The sequence below is a fragment of the Brevibacillus nitrificans genome, from assembly GCF_003710965.1.
Classification (GTDB): Bacteria; Bacillota; Bacilli; order Brevibacillales; family Brevibacillaceae; genus Brevibacillus; species Brevibacillus centrosporus.
This window is the reverse complement of the sequence record NZ_RHHU01000001.1, coordinates 79,647-99,066: the sequence shown is the minus strand read 5'-3', so window position 1 is coordinate 99,066 and position 19,420 is coordinate 79,647. Positions and strand designations below refer to the sequence as shown.

Here is a 19,420-nt window from a genome sequence, read left to right as displayed (position 1 = left end):
CTATGAGCAAGCACTTGGAAGAGACGCTGCGGGAAAAAATCGCCCAGGTAGAAAAAGGGGGCGATGAGAAATACCATGAGAAGCTGAAGGAGCAAAATAAGCTGTTTGTTCGCGATCGTCTGAAGCTGCTGTTCGATGGTGAATTCACCGTAGAAGATGGCTTGTTCGCCAATGTGATGGCGGGTGACCTGCCGGCGGATGGCGTCGTGACTGCCATTGGCAAGGTGCATGGTCAAACCGTATGCGTAATGGCCAATGATTCGACGGTCAAAGCTGGGTCCTGGGGCTCCCGGACAGTGGAAAAGATCATCCGCATCCAAGAGACAGCAGAGAAAATGCGCGTTCCATTGATCTATCTGGTGGACTCGGCGGGTGCGCGAATTACCGACCAGCTCGAGATGTTCCCTGGACGCCGTGGAGCAGGTCGAATCTTCTATAATGAAGTCAAGCTTTCAGGAAAGATTCCGCAAATCTGCATTCTCTTTGGTCCATCTGCAGCAGGCGGTGCTTACATTCCTGCGTTTTGCGATATTGTCATCATGGTAGAGAAAAACGCCAGCATGTACTTAGGCTCTCCGCGCATGGCCGAAATGGTAATCGGCGAGAAAGTATCCCTGGAGGAGCTGGGGGGAGCGCGCATGCACTGCACGGTTAGCGGATGCGGTGACGTCCTCGCAGCAAATGAAGAAGAAGCAATTCAGTCAGCTCGCACGTACATCAGCTTCTTCCCGCCGAATTATACGGTTGAACCACCAGTTGCTGCCGCAAAGCCTCCGGTCGAAACAGCCAAAGAGATTGCGGCGATCGTCCCGGAAAATCAGAACACCGCTTTTAATATGCATGATCTGATTACCGCTCTGGTGGACGAAGGCTCTTTCTATGAAATCAAAAAGCTGTTCGCGCAGGAGCTGATCACGGGATTGGCTCGATTGAACGGGAAGCCTGTCGGCATTATTGCCAATCAGCCACGTGTCAAAGGCGGCGTCCTCTTCGTAGACTCAGCGGACAAAGCAGCACGCTTCATTACGTTGTGTGATGCGTTTCAAATTCCGCTGTTGTTTCTAGCTGACGTACCTGGCTTCATGATTGGCACGGCTGTTGAGCGGGCAGGCATTATCCGACACGGGGCGAAGATGATTTCCGCAATGGCAGAAGCGACAGTTCCTAAAATCTCGGTTATTGTTCGCAAAGCCTATGGTGCAGGACTGTATGCAATGGCAAGTGCAGCGTTTGAACCGGATGCTTGCCTTGCGCTGCCAGGTGCGCAAATTGCCGTGATGGGGCCGGAAGCAGCTGTAAATGCGGTCTACAGCAACAAAATTCAGGCAATCGAAGACCCGCAGGAACGCCAAAACTTCATCATGGAAAAACGCAAGGAGTACCAAGAGGATATCGATCTGTATTTGTTGGCGTCCAATCTGATCGTCGATGCCATCATTCCACCTAGCGATCTGCGTCAAGAGCTGATCAACCGCTACGACGTATATAAAGGAAAACGACAAACGTTCTCCGATCGCAAACATCCTGTATACCCTGTCTAGTTTGCTGTGCAGGCTGGCTTCCGCTTTGGGAGCCAGCCTTATTTATACAGTAAGAATTTATAAGATTCTTATCCAGTATAAGGGCAACTAAGGCTCCACCAAAAGGCTTGGTGGAACCAGGTTTTCTAATATCCGCTATATGTGCTCCAAGCTTCAATGAAGCTAGGCAGAGCCCAGTTTCTCCTGAAAGATTTGGAAAGCTGCTAAAAAATTTTTCGACAATTCCGATCTTTTTTGCGCCAATCAATTGAACAATCTCCTAAACTCTGTTATTCTTGAAAATAAGTATTGATTAATGTAGGTGAACAAATGCAGGCTAAAAAAGACAATTTGCAAATCGCTGTTGTTGGCGGTGGTTCTGTCGGGTTGCTGTACGCGGCTAGGCTTGCTCTCTATGGACAAGCAGTGACCGTCGTGACGCGCCGTTCACCCCAATCAAATCAGCTGATGCAAAATGGGCTCACCCTACAAGATCTCGATGGGCAGAAAAAAGTCGTCTCGGTAAATGCCCAGTCGATCGAACATGGATTGCCGCATGCCCACTTGTACTTGCTAGGCGTGAAGCAGACGGAGCTGCCAGACTTGCTGCCTATGCTGCAAAAGCTGCCTGCGGATGCGCGCGTCATCGCTTTGCAAAACGGTTTGGGGCATGAAGAGCAGTTGTCAAATGTTCTGTCCGAAGCACAATGCTTTTTTGCCATCAATACGGAAGCGGCAAGAAGGCAGTCGGCTACGGAAGTCGCCCATACAGGAAGCGGTCTTTTGCGGATTGGTCCATGGGTGAAAAGGGGAGTAGTCGACCCGATCATAAATTCGTTCATTGCTATCGCCATTTCAGCTGGCATGAACGTACAGCTAGAAGAATCCATCAAGCCATTTGCCTGGAAAAAGCTCATGGCGAATGCGCTGATAAATCCGTTAACGGCTTTGTTTGACATCCCAAACGGTGCCCTGCTGGACAGCCCGGATACGTTGAAGCTGATGCGCGAGCTCTTTGAAGAGGCCTCGGCAGTAGCTTTTGCAAACGGACAAAAAATGGGGGAGACCGACTGGCAGGAAATTGTCACCATTTGCCGAAATACTTCCCGAAATCATTCCTCCATGTTGCAGGACGTAAAGAGGCAGAAGCGGACGGAAGTGGAATCGATCAACGGCTACCTCGTCTCCCGAGGAAAAGAGGCCGGGATCCCCACTCCTTTGCATGAAGTGCTGCTGCGTTTAATCCTCTTAAAAACGGACATGGGTATGGAGAAGGAGGGAGGCGACATTAGATGACCATGTTGGCGAATGTCTGGGCCTATTTTTGGGGGACGCTGACGGTTGTGCCTTTTCTTGGATTTCCGCTCGTTTATCTCGTAGTATACGGATGGAAGCGGGACAAGAAGCTGGCGGGCCGGTGGGCGGTGAATATCACGAATTTTTTGTTGATTCGTTCTGTCGTTGCCGCGTATGGCATCATCTGGCCACAAGCTTTGTCGGCTTGGTGGTGGGTGGTTTGCTTTTTTCTGATCACGATCGCTTTACTCGGATGGGTACAAGTGAAGTTCAAAGGAAAGCTGTCCCTGAAAAAGGTTGGATTTTCCGCATGGCGTTTGTCGTTTCTCTGGTTTGGAATTGTCTACATAGTGCTGTTTACGACCGGTATAGTCAAGACGATGGGTGTCGTATAGAGCGCTGTTGATACATATCGTATTTATTCCGATAAGAAAGAAGGTTGGAACTATGCGACTTCCCATCGAGACCATCGGCCACAAGATTCGAATGATTCGGAAAGAGCGCGGCTTTACCTTGGAGATCATGGCAAGTAAAACCGGGCTCAGCAAAGGGCTGCTCAGCCAGGTAGAGCGTGGCATTTCTCAGCCGTCCTTGGACTCGCTGTGGAAAATCACGAAAGCACTCGAGTCACCCATCATTCACTTTTTTGAAGACATTGATCAAAAACAGGTGCATGTCACTCGTGTGCAAAAGCGACGTCAGCTGGTCTTTCCAGAATCGACGGGCACGTATTCCCTGCTCTCCATGGGCGGAAGCGCAAAGCTCGGCATGCTGGAAGTACGCCTTCAACCAGGTGAAATGGTAGTGGACAAGTTCGTTCAGTCGGAAGGCGAAGAATGCTTTACCGTCATTGCGGGAAGCGTGACAACGCGTTTTAACGATGAAGAACATGTCTTGGAGGCAGGCGACAGCATTGCGTTTGACAGCAGCAAAAACCATTCGGTTGAAAATACGGGGGACGAAGAAGCGGTGCTAATTTGGACCGTGACGCCGCCACAATTTTAACGAAAAAACTCGTCTCTACACTTTGACAACCCATAAAAACGGGTTGTCTTGTTTTTTGTAGCGAGGGAGCATGGTATAATTTGCAGTGACCATGGCCCAAGAAAGGTGAGCTTGCATGAACGTTGAATGTCTTACACTTCCGTTGGCTAATAGGCTGGCACAGGAGTATCAGCAAGGAAACGCTTCCGCCCTTCAGTTCTTTGCCTACCATCCTTATGAGAAAAAGGCGTATCAGGAACGGTTGGAGTGGCTTCGCGGACGTACTGATTACAACCGCGATCAGCTGGCGGAAGGCTTATATACTTTTAACAAAAAGATTGGGACGCACCAGCAGGCGCTGAACCAGATTGAGCTGCTCAGACGTCCAGATACGTTTGTCATCATTGGTGGTCAGCAGGCCGGCATATTGACGGGGCCGCTGTACACGATTCACAAAGCCGTTCATTTGATCCAGACGGCAAAAAGACTTTCGGCAGAGCTCGACGTCAATGTCGTCCCTGTTTTTTGGATTGCCGGAGAAGACCATGACATTGACGAGATTGACCATGTCTATTGGCTGGCTGACAGAGAGACGCGGCTGCACAAGGAACGGATGAATCTCACTAAAAAAGGCCGTGTGTCCGCTAGCAGCTTGCCTCTGGACGAGGAAGCCTGTGAACAGTTTCTCACGCAATTTTTTCATGGGCATCCGGAAACCGAAGAAACAGCTGCGATTCGTGAACTGCTGAAATCGACGGCATCCTCCTCCGAGAGTGTCTCCGAATGGTTCGCCAGACTGATGGCGCATCTTTTTGGCAAGCATGGACTCATTTTGGTTGAATCCTCGCTTCCGTTTGTACGAGAGCTGGAGAGTCCGATCTTCCAGAACGTGATTGAGCAGAATGAACAAGTAGCAGACCTGTTGCTAAAAGCAGCAGACCGTCTTACAACGGCAGGCTATCCACTGCAGCTGCAAATTGAGGAACATCAGGCCAATCTGTTCCTGTACGAAGGAAAAGACAGGCTCTTGCTGGAGCGACACGGAGATCGCTTTGTCAATCGGCGAGCATCGTACAGCCGTGCAGAACTGAGTAAACTGGCGAAAGAGCATCCTGAGCGTTTTAGCTCGAATGTGGTGACGCGCGGTCTGATGCAGGAGCATCTATTCCCATCCCTAGCTTTTATCGGAGGACCGGGTGAGATTGCCTACTGGGCGTACTATCGGGAAGTCTTTGAACTGTTTGGGATGCGAATGCCAATCGTTCTGCCTCGCATGTCCATCACCTTGATGGAGGGGGCACAAGAAAGACTGCTTGAAGGATTCGGCTTGACGGTTGAGGATGTTCTGACGCGATTTGGTAAATGGAAAGAAGCGTGGCTGGAGCAGCAAGAGCCGCATCCCCTGCAGCGTCAATTTGCCGAAGCGAGAGCGTCTATTGAAGCGACCTACCGTCCGCTGGTAGAAGAGGTTGTCCGCCTGGATCATGGACTGCGCCACCTGGCTGACAAGAATACCGAGTTGTTACTTGCTCAGGTAGCTTTTTTGGAGGAGAGGCTCGTGCGTTCCTTGCAGCAGCGAGATGATGTTGCCTATAGACGTATTGCGCGGATCGAGGCATCTCTGTTACCAGAGGGGGGCTTGCAGGAGAGGAAGCTGTCTTTCTTCCCGTTTGCCAACAAATATGGTTTGAGCCTTGTGGATCGTCTAGTGGAAGCGCCTTTTGCTCACGACGGAACTCATCAAATCTTTTACGTGTAACAGGAAAAGCGAATTTTATGTCGAAAGCCAAATAATCGGGGAAACAGCCGATTGTTTGGCTTTTTGCTTGTTTTCTCCATCCGTTGTACAGGCTGGAAATCTTTACTTGCCTATATGACGAAACATTTCCGACAAATTTTGCGTCAAACGAGTAAGTCATGGCTTCTGTAGAAAGGTGGTTACGAAGGATGCAGAACTTTCTGCGACAAATGGGGAAAAAGGCGACGGCGATGACGCTGCTGCTGTCCTTTGCCGTAACAGGCGTTGCCACCTATGGTGTCGGCGTGGAGAAGGCTTTCGCTCGTGAAGACGTGGTCACTCGAGCAGGCATGTTTACGGATAGTACAGGGCACTGGGCGGCCAAGGATATAGAAGCAGCTGCAAAAAGCGGATGGATACAAGGCTTTCCCGATGGAACCTTCCAACCGGAGCAAACGGTCACACAAGAGCAATTTCTCTCTTTGGTCGAGCGGGTCCTCCCTAGTTTTACCGGACACGAACCAGACGCCTTCATACGCGATACGTATTTGAAGCAGGCGGAGGGACGCTGGTCAGAAAAAACATACACCCATCTGGCAGCAGCGGGAATATTGCCAACAGGTAAGCCTACGGAACCGATGAATCGCCTGGAAGCGACGCGAATCTTGCTCGCTGCTTTGGGGCATCAGTCAGAAGGGGAAAAGTATCGAGGGACCAAAGCGAAGTTTTTCTCAGATCTCTCAACGGATGACGAAGCGCAAGTGATGATCGCTTACCCTGCCTACAAGATGGGAATTATGGCGGGCTATCCGGACGGAACCTTTCGCCCGGCTGAAAAAATCAGCAGAGCGCAGGCAGTCGTATTAGTAAACCGCTTGGAGCGTCAAATCCATGAGCTTTATCCAGGCACGGTTACCGACGTGGAAAAGCAAGGGATGACGAAAGCTGTTTCCGCGTTTGTCGGGAAAGTGATGGATCAGGAACAGATTCGTCGCTACGATGATCTCGTCTCTTACGTCAAGAAGAACAAGCTGCCGGTCACCGAGTCATTTTTGCGGGAGCATTTTTCGTTTATGCAATACGAAGTTTACGACTACATTCGTTTTCCGCGCTTTAACGAGTTGACCTACTATGCGAAAATCGGGTTGGGCAAATACCGGATGACCGTACAGTATTACTCAGGAGAACTGGGAGGTAGCGTAGACAAGACGTTCTACCTGTCCTCGATGGATGGCAAAACATTTCGTTTGATCGGAAAAGACGAATAGAACATAGAAAAGGCGCGCCGATATGTGGCACGCCTTTTTCCTTTCCATCAAACCGTTTTGTTACGCCCAGCCCCTATTCCGAAAAAGAGCAGCAGAAAACTTACAAAGACCAGCGTCCACAACGGATAGGTCCAGGAGTGGGTCAAATCAAACAAAAAGCCAATGAACATGGGGCCGATAGCCGATAGCAGATACCCGACGGACTGAGCCATCCCCGACAATTTTGCCGCATCCTGTACGCTGGAAGAGCGTATGACAATCATCGTGAGAGCGAGGCTGATGAGTGCCCCTTGTGCGATTCCGAGCAGGATCAGACTGGTGAACAAGACAAACAGGTTCCCGTCAACCAGCAGTCCGGCAAAGCCGCACAAAGATAAAATGCTGACGATGACAGCCATCAGACGCTGATCTTTGATGCGCCCGGCGAGAACAGGAGTCAAAAAGCTCGCAGGCAAGCTGACGACCTGCACCAGAGACAGCAGCCAGCCAGCCGTACCAGGCTCCATGCCGTGATGCGCTAAAATAGCGGGCAGCCAAGAGATGGTGCTGTAGAAGAGAAAGGACTGCAAGCCCATGAACAAAGTCACATGCCAAGCAAGCATGGAGCTCCACACCTTGCGAGGAGCAGAGGGTGCCTGCTTGGTGGAATAGGAAACGTCTTTTGCCCGAGCCTGTGGCAACCAGCAGAGGAAGGCCACTACTGCGATGACTGTCCAAAAGGCGAGCGAGCCCTTCCAGCCAAGCTGTGCGCCATGAGCCAAGGGGATGCTGACCCCGGAAGCCAAAGCCGCCATCGTAGACATGGACGTCGTATACACGCTGGTCATTAATCCTGCTTTTGAAGGAAAACGCTGTTTCACCAGACTCGGGAGAAGGACGTTAAATACCGCAATGGCAGCTCCGATCAAGGCCGTTCCTGCGAACAGAGAAAAGATAAAGCCAGTAGAACGAAGCGGGATCCCGATCAGCAGGACCAGCAGTCCAAGCAAGAGCGTTCTCTCCACTCCAAAGCGTTGGCCGATCGAAGGAACAATCGGAGAGAAGAGTCCAAAGGCGAGTAAAGGAACGGTGGTCAGCATGCCGGATATTCCATTGGATAGCCCGAGCTCGCTGCGAATGTCTCCGACCAGTGGACCTACTGAGGTCAAGGGAGACCGCATCGTGAAAGACAGTAAAATGATACCCGCCACGATCAGGAAAGGATGAGGCGTGACAGGCTGCGCCTTTTCCTCTGCTACGGCAAGTGCTTGGTTGCTCATAACGGCAAATCTCCTTCCTGGATGAAAGAAGCCAAGGCAGCTTTGCTGGCTTCGATCACATTGCGGACTGCTGCTTCCGCCGCATCCGGGTCTTGAATGGAGATGGCTTCCACCAATTCCGCATGCGTTTTGAACTGGGTTTGTATATGGCCGGTTAGATCCACGGTGCTATTGACGGATAGGTGAAGCGACTCTGTCATATGCTTGTACAGATCGATCATCACACTGTTTTTCGTAGCTTCCGCGATGGCGATGTGAAAAGCGACGTCAGCACGTACATAGGCGTCAACATCCTGAAAGACATGGTAGGCTTGCTCCAGCTTCTCGCGTATGTTCGCCAAATCACTGGTGGAGCGGCGCAGGGCTGCCAGTCGGGCGATTTCTCGCTCGAGGCCATACCGGACTTCCAAAATTTCAAACACGGCCGAGCGCTGCAGTCTGCGCTGCATTGCTGCTCCAAACTCACTGGAGGAGCGTACGTAAGTGCCATCTCCTTGACGGGCTTCCAGCATGCCTGTATGAATGAGTGCTTGAACCGCTTCTCGCAGCGTATTTCGGCTGACACCAAGCTGCTCTACAAGCTCGGGTTCTGGCGGGATGCGCTCCCCAACCTTCCAGTCCCCGGCTTCTACGCGCTTGGCCAGTTGCTCGACGATTTGCTTGACCAACGACGAACGAACCGTTTTTTGTAAAGACATTTTGCATACCTCCAAACATCCGATGATTGGTCATGTGCGTATTGTAGCAGATGTTTTTTCGTTCTGGCAAGGGGAAAAGCGCACCGGCAGACTTGGCTGTGCCACCCACCTTCTTCCTACGAAAAAAAAGCAGGACCCTTTCCCCTTAATGGGGAGGTCACTGCCTATTTTTTCATGATTCCAGTGTCATCCTTTTTTTGCGGCGTTCCCAGAAAAGCGAAAGAGCGATGATCGCGAGCGGATACAGAGCGGACCATCCGAGGAATGGATACAGCCCAACTGTAAAAAGGAGCGATATCCAGGAAGCGATCCGTCCAATGCGGCTCTCGCGTAAAAGGCGTACACCTGCCAGACAACCACCGATATAGGTAGCGATAAAGGAGGCGTTCGGCAGCTCGATGAGGCGACTCAGATCAATCCATCCAAAATAGAGTACGGAGAGGACGATGGCAAAGCAGAGGGCCAGAAAAGCAAGGCCGCCAACCGGAGTGCCATACTTGGGATGCAAAGCACCAAACCATTTCGGTGCAACCTGTTCCTTGGCAAGCGAATAGGCGATTCGGGATGCAGCTCCTACATAGGCGTTTGCAGCCGCGATACAGATGAACAAAGCCGTAATCGCAACGATCCAGCCGCCAACCGGTCCGAGCGATAACTGGATCATAATACTCAGGGAGGCTGCAGAAAGACCATCGCCATAGCTGTGTGTGGCAACCGTCATGAAAGCGACGGCAAAGTACAGCAGAGCTACGAGTCCTGCGCTCCAAAGAACGCCTCGGATCGCATTTTTAGCAGGATCCACGAACTCCTCGGATAAATGGGTCACAGCCTCCCAGCCAATGAAGCACCAGAACAGCAAGCCGGCTGCCTGGATGACGCTGACCCAACCGCTCGGCACAAACGGCACGAAGTTGGCGGCAGAGGCGTGCGGCAAGGAGGCGACGACGGCAAGAATCAAGATCGTAATAATCAGGGATACGACAATCGTCTGTACGCGAGCTGCGACGTTCATGCCGAGTACATTCATGGCTAGAACGGAGATGAGGATCAGTACGGCGGCTGCATACAGCTGTCCGTCTCCCCAGTTCAACAGGACAGCGAGATAATTGGCCCCGGTTACACTGAGAATCGGAGCGCCCATTGGAACCGACAGGAGGAAAAACCAGCCGACCATATTGCCGAACCGGTCCCCATAAGCGTTTCGTACAAAAGTAGACACACCGCCAGCGCTTGGATATTTCGCAGAAAGCAGACCCATTGTGATCGCCATTGGAACCACTAGGATGGACATGACCAGCCAAGCCAGGATGGAAGCTGGGCCTGCTTTTTCAGCAGCTAGCCCGGGTATCAGCAAAATTCCGGATCCAATGACGGCACCCACATACAACGCCACGATTTGTGGCAGGCCCAAAGTTTTTGCCAGTCCGGGCGCATTGGAGGACGTTTTCCCCATGATGAAATCCCTCACTCTTCTCGATCAAAGATTTTTATGGTCGTAGTGTAGCATAGACTTTGGAATCGGAGTTATCTATAATATTAGATAGAATAAATCGGAAAAATCGATTGAACGGGGGAGAGGAATGGATACGCGCTATTTGCAGACGTTCCGAGAGGTCGCCAAGTGCCAGAGCTTTACTCGTGCCGCTGAAGTATTGGGCTACGCGCAGTCGAGCGTTACCATGCAGATTCAGAACCTGGAAAACGAGTTTGGGATCACGCTGTTCGAGCGATGGGGGAGAAAAATCAGGCTCACCCACGCAGGAGAGGCGCTGCTCGCCTATAGTGATCAGGTCTTGGCCATTCTGGATGAAGCCCGGGGAAATCTGTCTGAGCAGGCACAAATAGCCGGAACGCTCAGTATAGGTACAGTAGAGTCGTTGGCTGCTTTTTTCCTGCCCCCTTATTTGCAAAAATTTCGTCAGGAGCATTCGCGGATGCGACTCCTTTTGCACCCGGGCATCTGCCACGATTTGAGGCAGGGTGTAAAGGAAGGCAAGTACGATTTCGTCGTTGTTCTGGATTGGCTGCAGGAGCATCCCGAGCTGAACAATGTAAATCTCGGCGAGGAAAGACTCGTTGTGATTGCGGCTCCTGGACACCGCCTCAGCGAAAAGAAACAGATTGAAGCAAAGGATTTTGCAGGAGAAAACTGGATTTTCACAGAAGCAGGCTGCAGCTATCGCTCGATCATGGAAGCTGTCCTGAGGGATGCGGAGGCGCCGATCGACATGACGATGGAGTTTGGGAGTCTGGAGGCAATCAAGCAATGCGTCGCTTACGATTTGGGCATCGCGCTGGTTCCTTATATCGCAGTAGCAGAAGAAGCGGAAAAAGGTACGCTCATCATACTGCCTTTCTCTCATCCCGAAGTGCGTGTCTATCGCCAGCTTGTTTATCATAAGAAGAAATGGATGTCCCAGCCCATGCGCCACTTCCTGGAGCTGCTCTCGAACACAGGGGAGACTTCGGAGCAAAAGGCAGCGAAAATGGGTTGATCAGGAAAAACAGATGATGATTGCATGTACTTGCGTATGATATGATTAGGGCTGAGTTGGTTTTATTGTACTTTCCATACTGCCGATGCCCTAGCTCAGGTAGAGGTTTTCTTATACAGTAAGAATTTATAAGATTCTTAGCCGGTATAAGTGCAACTAAGGCTCCACCGCAAAGCCTGGCGGAGCCAAGTTTTCTAAAGATGAAGGAGGTCCATCCGTACATGAACATGGTTTCTGAAAGCATTGTAAAAGACATGACGTTGGCTCACAATGGCCATCTGAAAATTGACTGGGTAAAAGAGCATATGCCCGTACTGAACCGCATCCGGGAGCGCTTTGAAAAAGAGCAGCCGTTTGCCGGTCTGAAAGTAGCGATCTCCCTTCACCTGGAAGCTAAGACAGCTTACCTCGCAAAAGTCGTGCAAGCTGGCGGCGCTGAGGTAACCATCACAGGCTCCAATCCTTTGTCTACACAAGATGACGTGTGCGCTGCTCTCGTGGAAGACGGCATTCGCGTTTTTGCCAAATACAACCCGGATCCAGCAGAATACAAAGAGCACCTGATCAAAACGTTGGAAACACGCCCTGACCTGATCATCGATGACGGCGGCGATCTGGTAACTATCCTCCACAGCGAGCGTCGCGACTTGCTCGCTCAAGTACGTGGTGGCGCAGAAGAAACGACAACAGGTATTCTTCGCCTGAAAGCTTTGGAAAAAGAAGGCAAGCTGGAATTCCCGATGGTTGCCGTTAACGACGCTTTCTGCAAATACTTGTTTGACAACCGCTACGGTACGGGACAATCCGTTTGGGATGGAATCAACCGCACAACAAACCTCGTTGTAGCTGGAAAAACCGTTGTGGTAGTTGGTTACGGCTGGTGCGGAAAAGGTGTGGCGATGCGCGCAAAAGGTCTGGGTGCGAAAGTCATCGTAACCGAGATCGACGCGATCAAAGCAGTAGAAGCCTACATGGATGGCTTCGAAGTGATGCCGATGAGCGAAGCAGCAAAACACGGCGATTACTTCGTGACTGTAACGGGTAACCGCGATGTCATCCGCAAAGAACACTTTGAAGTGATGAAAGATGGCGCGATCCTCTCCAATGCAGGGCACTTTGATGTCGAAGTAAACAAAGTGGAGCTGGATGCTTTGTCGACTTCCCGCCGCATCGTTCGCAAGGATATCGAAGAATTTGTCATGGCAGATGGTCGAAAAGTGTATCTGCTCGCAGAAGGTCGTCTGGTAAACCTGGCAGCCGGTGACGGTCACCCAGCTGAAATCATGGATATGACATTCGCGCTGCAAGCTGTTTCCCTGGCTTACGTAAACGAGCAATACAAAGCGATCGGCAAACAAGTACTGAATGTACCTTATGAGCTGGACGCGATGGTGGCTCAATACAAATTGGAAGCACTCGGAATCGGTATCGACAAATTGACCGACGAGCAAAAATCCTATTTGGATAGCTGGGTCGAATAGACTGCGAAAACCGTCCTTTCCCGGCAAAAAAATAAACGAAAAAATCCTGCTTACAAATGCAGGATTTTTTTTTATAATAACAAGTAGGCAAAGTGGGGAAAAGTGGGGGAAAGTGGAGCCACTCGGTAGGAAAGTGGGGGACTAGGGCGTGTTCATGGGGGAATACCAGCATAGCATTGACGAAAAAGGCCGCCTGACCATCCCAGCCAAGTTCCGAGAAGGGCTAGGTACTACCTTCGTGATTACTCGCGGTTTGGACCAGTGTTTATTTGCCTACCCGATGGAAGAATGGAAGCAGCTCGAGGAACGACTGAAAACACTGCCCTTTACCAAAGCAGATGCGCGTGCTTTTACACGTTTCTTCTTTTCCGGTGCGACCGAATGCGAGTGGGACAAGCAGGGAAGGGTAAACATACCACAGAATCTGCGAGAACATGCTGGCATGCAAAAAGAATGTGTCGTCATCGGTGTATCCAATCGTGTAGAGGTATGGAGCAAGGAGCGCTGGGAGGATTACTTTGCCCAGTCTGAAAGCTCTTTTGGCGATATTGCCGAAAAGCTGGTTGACTTTCAATTGTAGCAGCAAGAAGAACGGGAGTGACGATCTTGTCGTTTCATCATGTAACCGTATTACGGGACGAAGCTGTCGCCGGACTGAACATTCGGCCAGGCGGTATTTATGTGGATTGTACGTTAGGGGGAGCAGGGCACAGCAGCCTGATCGCATCCCAACTGACAGAGGGTGGACGTCTGATTGCCATCGATCAGGACGATTGGGCACTGGATAACGCCAGAGAGCGTTTGTCTGCCTATATGGATCGAGTGACGCTGGTGAAAAGCAATTTTCGCCATATCAAGGATATAGTGAGCGATTTGGGCTTGGATGGAGTGGACGGTATCCTGTTTGATCTGGGTGTCTCATCTCCACAGCTGGATGAGGGCGAACGCGGCTTCAGCTACAATGCCGATGCTCCGCTGGACATGCGGATGGATCAGCAGGCAGCGCTGACCGCCTACGACATCATCAACGAGTGGGATGAAGAGGAGATTGCCAAGGTCATCTGGGAGTATGGAGAAGAGAAATTTTCCCGGCGAATTGCCCGGCAAATCGTTCAATACCGCGCCAAACAGCCTGTCCAGACAACAGGTGAGCTCGTGGAGTTGATCAAGGAAGGGATTCCGGCAGCGGCTCGCCGCACAGGACCTCATCCGGCGAAACGCACGTTTCAGGCCATCCGGATCGCTGTAAACGACGAATTGAATGCCTTTAAAGAAGCAGTAGCTGACGCCATCAGTGTTCTTCGCCCAGAAGGCAGGGTGAGTGTCATCACGTTCCACTCCTTGGAGGATCGCATCTGCAAGCAAGTCTATCAGGAGCTGTCAAAAGGATGTACTTGCCCGCCATCCTTTCCGATTTGTGCATGCGGGAACAAAGCGACGGTCAAAGTCATTACCCGAAAGCCGATCCTGCCTTCTGCAGAAGAGCTGGAAGCGAATCCTCGTGCGCGCTCCGCAAAGCTGCGTGTTGCAGAAAAGCTGTAAGCGACTACCACTAACATCTACGGGAAAAGGAGAGAATGAGCAATGAGCTACTACCGCGGTAACCTGGCTGTGGAGCTAGAAAGACAGTCGCGCACAGTAACCAAAACCAAACGAACCATTCGCATTAAGCCAACGATACCGACAGGAGAAAAGCTGTTGTATCTCCTTTTTATCTCGATCACTGTGATCGGGCTGGGACTGGTCGGTGTACGGTACTCGCAGATTTCGCAATACAATTACGACATTCAAAGCACCAAAAAAGAGAATCGTCTCCTGTCGGAAAAAAATGCCGCTGTCAAACTTCAAATTGAACAGCTGAGCAACCGCGATCGCATCCAAAATGAAGCGGAAAGACAGGGCATGGTGTTTAATCCAGAAGCGGTGCATGTGATCGGCCAGTCAAAAAGCCAAGCGAAAGTACAGGCCAGCTCTCTTCCCGCAACACAAACACAGCAAAGGTAATCATAATGTTACTGTCGTTCATCGCAGTAACATTTTTTCTTAAGGATGACTGCTCAGATAAGCTCGATTGTTTTCTTCAGGGATGTATAGATAGAGCCGATAAAAGTAGAGGGACGGGAACAAAGCTTGATGAATGGCAGGAAGTCGCTTGTGGCAAGCGACGATCATAGTCTTGATGGAGTGAGGTAACGTGGAAGGAAAACGACGCGTAAATTGGCGGATATTAATGCTCGCTCTCTGCATGATCCTGGTATTCTCCGGTTTGAGTTTTCGTATTTGGTGGATCCAGACAGTAGATGCAGCGAAAATTATGGACTATGCAAGCGGTCAATGGGATTGGGAGAAGACCTTAAAGCCGAAGCGGGGCGCCATTATGGACCGGAATGGCGAAATCCTTGCCTACGAAGGGAAAGCCTATACGGTAAACGCCCGATTAAAGCCGCAGAACGAGAAGGACCAGGACTTCGTTAAGGATCCGTACTACACGGCACAGACTTTGGCCAAAATTTTGAATGCTCCGGTAGACCAGCTGTTGAAGCCTTTAACAAAACCGAATTCCAAGGTCGTTTTGCTGGGGCGCTGGGGTAGCAAGATTACCGAAGAGCAGAAAAAGATGATACAAAACGCGCAGTTCCCGAAGCTGCCCAGTGGTGAACAGGTAGAAACGAATCAGCTGCCAGGCATTTATTTGACAGAGACCACACGCCGTTTTTATCCGAACAACAGCTTCGCCGCCCATGTGCTCGGTTATCTTGATATCGATGATCAGCCGAAAATGGGAATCGAGCTGCAGATGGATGAAGCGCTCCGCGGAGAAAAGGGCGAGATGGAAGTCATGACGGACGGAGCAGGTTACCAGCTTCCGGATGGTGAGCGAAAGTACAAGCCTGCCAAAGATGGCGATAACGTCTACCTGACCATCGATCGCCAAATACAGGATTACGTGGAGCAGGCACTGGATAAGGCAGAACGTGATTTCAAGCCAAAGGGACTCACCGTGGTGGTTTCCGACCCGCAGACTGGTGAAATTTTGGCGATGGGCAACCGTTCCCAGTTCAATCCAAACACGTATTACAACGGAATTACGAACTATACGAACCACGCGGTCACCACGATGTTTGAACCAGGCTCGACTTTCAAGATCATTACCCTTGCGGCGGCGATCGAGGAAGGCTTGTTTCATCCAAACGATACGTATCAATCAGGTACATACACGATCAAAGGGCAAATTCCTATCCGTGACCATAACAACGGGCAAGGGTGGGGGCGCATCAGCTACCTGGAAGGGGTACAGCGCTCCAGTAACGTGGTGTTTGTCATCCTCGGCTATGAGAAGCTGAAGCTGGAAAAGCTGAAGGATTACTTTGCCAAGTTCGGGATTGGTTCCATGACGGGGATCGAGCTTCCTTATGAGAAGAAGGGGAACTTGATCAACCTCGAAAAGCCGCAGTCTCCGCGTGACTGGGCCGTTACGACCTTTGGACAAGGGGTAACCGTTACAGCGATTCAGCAGATTGCAGCAGTCGGTGCGATAGCCAATGGCGGAGAGCTGTTAAAACCGCATATTGTAAAAGAGCTGCGTGATCCGCATACAGGTGCAGTATTAAAACGATCGGAGCGCGAGGTAGTGCGCCGCGTCGTGAGTGCAGCGACAGCCAAGCAAACGCGAGATATTTTGGAGACAGTCGTCGAAGGGGATGCCGGGACAGGGAAAGCCTATCAGATTGAAGGCTACCATGTTGCAGGTAAAACCGGTACCGCTCAAAAATACGATCCGAATACAGGGAAGATCATGGAGGGGCATTACATCGCTTCCTTTATCGGATTTGCACCAAAAGACAATCCACGCCTGCTCGTTTACGTTGTGGTCGATGATCCGACTACAGACGAATATTATTCTTCATGGGGAAGACTGATCATTGCCCCGATTTTCAAATCCATCATGGAACGGAGCCTGCAGTACTTGCAGCAGCAACCTGATATTCAGGCAGCTAAAACGGCTTCGTCGAAAACGGGGAAATCAGAAACAGCTCCAGCCGCCCAGCCGCCTGTTCAGGAAGTGACGCTGCCGAAGTTTGTCGGGATGTCCAATACAGCCGCTCAGCTAAGAGCCAAGCAGGATCAGCTGACGGTCTCCGTGATCGGGACAGGTACCAAGGTAGTCGAGCAATATCCGGCGCCTTATGAGAAAGTGGCGACAGGAAGTCAAGTCGTTCTCGTCACCGATCGGGTCAAAGGCTCCAAGATGCCGGATTTCACGGGCAAATCCCTGAGAGATGTCATGGAGTTCGGTTCATTGGTAAACATACCGGTAAAAGCGACCGGAGCAGGCTTCGTTGCTTCGCAGAGCATACCTCCGGGCACGGTTCTAGCTGGTACGGAGATGATTCAGGTCACCTTGCGTTCAGAGTCAGAACCGCCACCTGCGAATCCCAATCCGCAAACCGGTGGGCCTGAAGGACAGGGAGGCGAAGACCAATCCGGTACATCAGCCACGCCACCCGTAAACACACAAGCAGGGACTGAGGCTGGCGGGACCGGAGGCACTCCACCGCCGTCCAATTCACAGGATTCTGCGAATAGCGGTACGGGACAAACGGTACCCCCAGATACGAGTACAAGTCCATAGTTCTAAGTCGTCCCCCCGACGAATAGGGTAAATCAGACAACCTATTCGAGGGGGGACTCGCTTTGCGGGTATCCAATGCTACTGTACGCCGTCGTATTTTTGTGGCTTTGATCATCGGCATCGTGATGTATTGTGCGCTCATAACCCGATTAGGGTACGTACAATTGATAGAAGGACCAAAGCTGGCCCAAATGGCTGATGACCTGTTGGATCGTGAAATCAAGTTCAAACCAAATCGGGGTAAAATTTTGGATCGCGATGGCAACGAGCTGGTTACCAATGTGAGTGTACCGACTGTCGTGGCTGTTCCGGCGCAGCTGAAGGATTCTCGTGAGACCGCCAAACAGCTCGCTGTCATTTTGGAACAACCGGAAGAGGCTGTTTTTCAAGCGATTACGAAAAAAGGGATGAGCAACGACCAGATCCCCGGTGGCAAAAAGCTGTCCCCGGATAAAGCCAAGAAGATTCAAGAGCTGAACCTGCCGGGGATTTATTTGGCGGGAGACACCAAGCGTTTTTATCCCAATGGAACCATGGCGGCACACATCCTCGGCTTTACCGGAATCGATAATCAGGGGCTTACAGGGCTGGAGCGAATCTATGACCCCTTCTTGAAAGGGACAGAAGGACATATCTCGTTTCCCTCTGATGCAAAAGGGCGCGTGATGCCAGGGGGCTCGGAGGAATACGTGGCACCGGTAGACGGGATGGACATGTACCTGACGCTCGATAGCAGCATTCAGTCGTTTATTGAACGGGAGCTGGATCAGGCTGTGGTAGCGTACCAACCAGATGATGTCCTGGCGATTGCGATGAATCCGAAGACTGGGGAAATTCTTGGGATGGGCAGCAGACCTACCTTCCAGCCGGATCAGTACAGAGATTACCCGTCAGAAGTATACAACCGCAACCTGCCGATCTGGAAAACCTACGAGCCAGGATCGACCTTCAAGATCGTGACTCTGGCAGCAGCCCTCAATGAAGGGGTAGTCAATTTGAACGAGGGTTTCTATGATCCAGGCTACATTACGGTCGCAGGGAAGCGTCTGCGCTGCTGGAAGCGGCAAGGCCATGGCCAAGAGACCATGCTGGAAGTCGTGGAAAATTCCTGCAACCCCGGATTTGTGACGATGGGACAAAGGCTGCAAAAGGAGAGACTGTTTGACTACATCAAGAAGTTCGGGTTTGGGCAAAAGACAGGGGTTGACCTGATTGGAGAAGAAAATGGACTGCTCTTTAACCTCAATCGGGTAGGGCCAGTTGAACTGGGGACGACCTCTTTTGGGCAGGGTGTTTCCGTGACGCCTATCCAGCAAATGGCGGCTGTCTCTGCCGCAATCAATGGCGGGAAGCTGATGAAGCCCTACGTCGCAAAGGAATGGCGGGATAGCGTAACGCACGATGTCATTGGCAGGACCCTGCCGACAGAGGTCAGGCAGGTGATCACACCGGAGACATCTGCCAAAGTCCGCTATGCGCTGGAGAGCGTCGTTGCACAAGGGACAGGAAACAAGGCGTACATCGAAGGATACCGAGTAGGCGGAAAGACGGGTACGGCACAAAAGGTTAAGGACGGTCGGTACATGGATGGCGAGTACATCGTATCCTTTATCGGCTTCGCCCCAGCTGACGACCCACAGATCGTGGTGTACTTTGCCGTCGACAATCCCAAAGCGCTCGCATTTGGTGGTTTGATCGCCGCTCCTAGCGTCAAGAGTATTATTGAATCCTCTCTGCAGCATATGGGGGTTACGAAACGCAAAGATGGCATATCCAAAGAAATCAACAAGGCATTGGGGGAGCGGGAACCGATCGAAGTTCCCAATATGGTCGGGCAAACCATGCAAGATGTCGTTACGACTTATGAGACGCTGCCACTGGTCGTCTCGGGCAAAGGAAAGTATGTCATCCAGCAATCTCCGGCACCCGGTGTAAAAATTGATGATGGCGGAAAAATTCGTATCTATCTTGGTGACAAATGAACCAATTAGCTATAAAATGAGATTTCGAAGGCGGAGGGAGCGGGCTTTTTTCGAGCTCTCTACCTC

The 19,420-nt window shown here is 51.2% G+C and carries 16 protein-coding genes; 13 read left to right on the top strand and 3 right to left on the bottom strand.

Annotated elements, in window-relative coordinates; genetic code table 11:
- Nucleotides 1–2: 2 nt before the first annotated feature.
- The 6 genes from EDM59_RS00445 (at nucleotide 3) to EDM59_RS00420 (ending at nucleotide 6,806) form a co-directional block, all read left to right on the top strand.
- Nucleotides 3–1,541: an acyl-CoA carboxylase subunit beta gene (locus EDM59_RS00445; RefSeq protein WP_122921833.1), complete on the top strand. Its 1,539-nt coding sequence runs from the start codon at nucleotides 3–5 to the stop codon at nucleotides 1,539–1,541.
- Nucleotides 1,542–1,850: 309 nt separating this feature from the next.
- Nucleotides 1,851–2,816, top strand: coding sequence for a ketopantoate reductase family protein (locus EDM59_RS00440; protein ID WP_122921832.1), 966 nt, complete (start codon nucleotides 1,851–1,853; stop codon nucleotides 2,814–2,816).
- Nucleotides 2,813–3,211, top strand: coding sequence for a DUF3397 domain-containing protein (locus tag EDM59_RS00435; RefSeq protein ID WP_092267745.1), 399 nt, complete (start codon nucleotides 2,813–2,815; stop codon nucleotides 3,209–3,211). The genes EDM59_RS00440 and EDM59_RS00435 overlap by 4 nt, the downstream gene beginning before the upstream one ends.
- Before the next feature lie 52 nt (nucleotides 3,212–3,263).
- Nucleotides 3,264–3,821: a helix-turn-helix domain-containing protein gene (locus EDM59_RS00430; protein ID WP_122921831.1), complete on the top strand. Its 558-nt coding sequence runs from the start codon at nucleotides 3,264–3,266 to the stop codon at nucleotides 3,819–3,821.
- Nucleotides 3,822–3,936: 115 nt separating this feature from the next.
- A complete protein-coding gene (bshC, locus tag EDM59_RS00425) occupies nucleotides 3,937–5,559 on the top strand; it encodes a bacillithiol biosynthesis cysteine-adding enzyme BshC (protein WP_122921830.1) in 1,623 nt (540 codons plus the stop codon).
- A gap of 188 nt (nucleotides 5,560–5,747) precedes the next feature.
- On the top strand, nucleotides 5,748–6,806 hold the full coding sequence (locus EDM59_RS00420; RefSeq protein WP_122921829.1) for an S-layer homology domain-containing protein: 1,059 nt from the start codon (nucleotides 5,748–5,750) through the stop codon (nucleotides 6,804–6,806).
- A gap of 47 nt (nucleotides 6,807–6,853) precedes the next feature.
- On the opposite strand, the gene EDM59_RS00415 is transcribed toward EDM59_RS00420, so the two are convergent.
- From EDM59_RS00415 to EDM59_RS00405, 3 genes are all read right to left on the bottom strand, one after another.
- A complete protein-coding gene (locus tag EDM59_RS00415; RefSeq protein WP_122921828.1) occupies nucleotides 6,854–8,065 on the bottom strand; it encodes a CynX/NimT family MFS transporter in 1,212 nt (403 codons plus the stop codon).
- Nucleotides 8,062–8,763, bottom strand: a complete 702-nt coding sequence (locus tag EDM59_RS00410; protein ID WP_122921827.1) for a FadR/GntR family transcriptional regulator — start codon at nucleotides 8,761–8,763, stop codon at nucleotides 8,062–8,064. The genes EDM59_RS00415 and EDM59_RS00410 overlap by 4 nt, the downstream gene beginning before the upstream one ends.
- 172 nt (nucleotides 8,764–8,935) lie before the next feature.
- Nucleotides 8,936–10,216 carry an APC family permease gene (locus EDM59_RS00405; protein WP_122921826.1) on the bottom strand — a complete coding sequence of 427 codons (1,281 nt, stop codon included), beginning with the start codon at nucleotides 10,214–10,216 and terminating at the stop codon, nucleotides 8,936–8,938.
- Between the two features lie 127 nt (nucleotides 10,217–10,343).
- On the opposite strand from EDM59_RS00405, the gene EDM59_RS00400 reads away from it, so the two are divergent.
- The 7 genes from EDM59_RS00400 (at nucleotide 10,344) to EDM59_RS00370 (ending at nucleotide 19,354) form a co-directional block, all read left to right on the top strand.
- On the top strand, nucleotides 10,344–11,258 hold the full coding sequence (locus EDM59_RS00400; protein ID WP_122921825.1) for a LysR family transcriptional regulator: 915 nt from the start codon (nucleotides 10,344–10,346) through the stop codon (nucleotides 11,256–11,258).
- 221 nt (nucleotides 11,259–11,479) lie between these two features.
- On the top strand, nucleotides 11,480–12,739 hold the full coding sequence (locus EDM59_RS00395; RefSeq protein WP_122921824.1) for an adenosylhomocysteinase: 1,260 nt from the start codon (nucleotides 11,480–11,482) through the stop codon (nucleotides 12,737–12,739).
- Nucleotides 12,740–12,887: 148 nt separating this feature from the next.
- Nucleotides 12,888–13,319: a division/cell wall cluster transcriptional repressor MraZ gene (mraZ, locus tag EDM59_RS00390; protein WP_092267754.1), complete on the top strand. Its 432-nt coding sequence runs from the start codon at nucleotides 12,888–12,890 to the stop codon at nucleotides 13,317–13,319.
- A 17-nt stretch (nucleotides 13,320–13,336) separates the two neighbouring features.
- On the top strand, nucleotides 13,337–14,281 hold the full coding sequence (gene rsmH, locus EDM59_RS00385) for a 16S rRNA (cytosine(1402)-N(4))-methyltransferase RsmH (RefSeq protein ID WP_122921823.1): 945 nt from the start codon (nucleotides 13,337–13,339) through the stop codon (nucleotides 14,279–14,281).
- Nucleotides 14,282–14,323: 42 nt separating this feature from the next.
- A complete protein-coding gene (locus EDM59_RS00380) occupies nucleotides 14,324–14,743 on the top strand; it encodes a cell division protein FtsL (RefSeq protein ID WP_122921822.1) in 420 nt (139 codons plus the stop codon).
- A gap of 190 nt (nucleotides 14,744–14,933) precedes the next feature.
- Nucleotides 14,934–17,372, top strand: a complete 2,439-nt coding sequence (locus EDM59_RS00375) for a penicillin-binding protein (protein ID WP_122921821.1) — start codon at nucleotides 14,934–14,936, stop codon at nucleotides 17,370–17,372.
- A gap of 62 nt (nucleotides 17,373–17,434) precedes the next feature.
- Nucleotides 17,435–19,354 (top strand): stage V sporulation protein D, encoded by a 1,920-nt coding sequence (locus EDM59_RS00370; protein ID WP_122921820.1) that lies wholly within the window; start codon nucleotides 17,435–17,437, stop codon nucleotides 19,352–19,354.
- Nucleotides 19,355–19,420: the final 66 nt, after the last annotated feature.

What these genes read in the sequence shown, in the direction of transcription:
- EDM59_RS00445 (WP_122921833.1), top strand. Translation starts at nt 3, where the DNA reads ATGAGCAAGCACTTGGAAGAGACGCTGCGGGAAAAAATCGCCCAGGTA.
- EDM59_RS00440 (WP_122921832.1), top strand. Translation starts at nt 1,851, where the DNA reads ATGCAGGCTAAAAAAGACAATTTGCAAATCGCTGTTGTTGGCGGTGGT.
- EDM59_RS00435 (WP_092267745.1), top strand. Translation starts at nt 2,813, where the DNA reads ATGACCATGTTGGCGAATGTCTGGGCCTATTTTTGGGGGACGCTGACG.
- EDM59_RS00430 (WP_122921831.1), top strand. Translation starts at nt 3,264, where the DNA reads ATGCGACTTCCCATCGAGACCATCGGCCACAAGATTCGAATGATTCGG.
- bshC (WP_122921830.1), top strand. Translation starts at nt 3,937, where the DNA reads ATGAACGTTGAATGTCTTACACTTCCGTTGGCTAATAGGCTGGCACAG.
- EDM59_RS00420 (WP_122921829.1), top strand. Translation starts at nt 5,748, where the DNA reads ATGCAGAACTTTCTGCGACAAATGGGGAAAAAGGCGACGGCGATGACG.
- EDM59_RS00415 (WP_122921828.1), bottom strand. Translation starts at nt 8,065, where the DNA reads ATGAGCAACCAAGCACTTGCCGTAGCAGAGGAAAAGGCGCAGCCTGTC.
- EDM59_RS00410 (WP_122921827.1), bottom strand. Translation starts at nt 8,763, where the DNA reads ATGTCTTTACAAAAAACGGTTCGTTCGTCGTTGGTCAAGCAAATCGTC.
- EDM59_RS00405 (WP_122921826.1), bottom strand. Translation starts at nt 10,216, where the DNA reads ATGGGGAAAACGTCCTCCAATGCGCCCGGACTGGCAAAAACTTTGGGC.
- EDM59_RS00400 (WP_122921825.1), top strand. Translation starts at nt 10,344, where the DNA reads ATGGATACGCGCTATTTGCAGACGTTCCGAGAGGTCGCCAAGTGCCAG.
- EDM59_RS00395 (WP_122921824.1), top strand. Translation starts at nt 11,480, where the DNA reads ATGAACATGGTTTCTGAAAGCATTGTAAAAGACATGACGTTGGCTCAC.
- EDM59_RS00380 (WP_122921822.1), top strand. Translation starts at nt 14,324, where the DNA reads ATGAGCTACTACCGCGGTAACCTGGCTGTGGAGCTAGAAAGACAGTCG.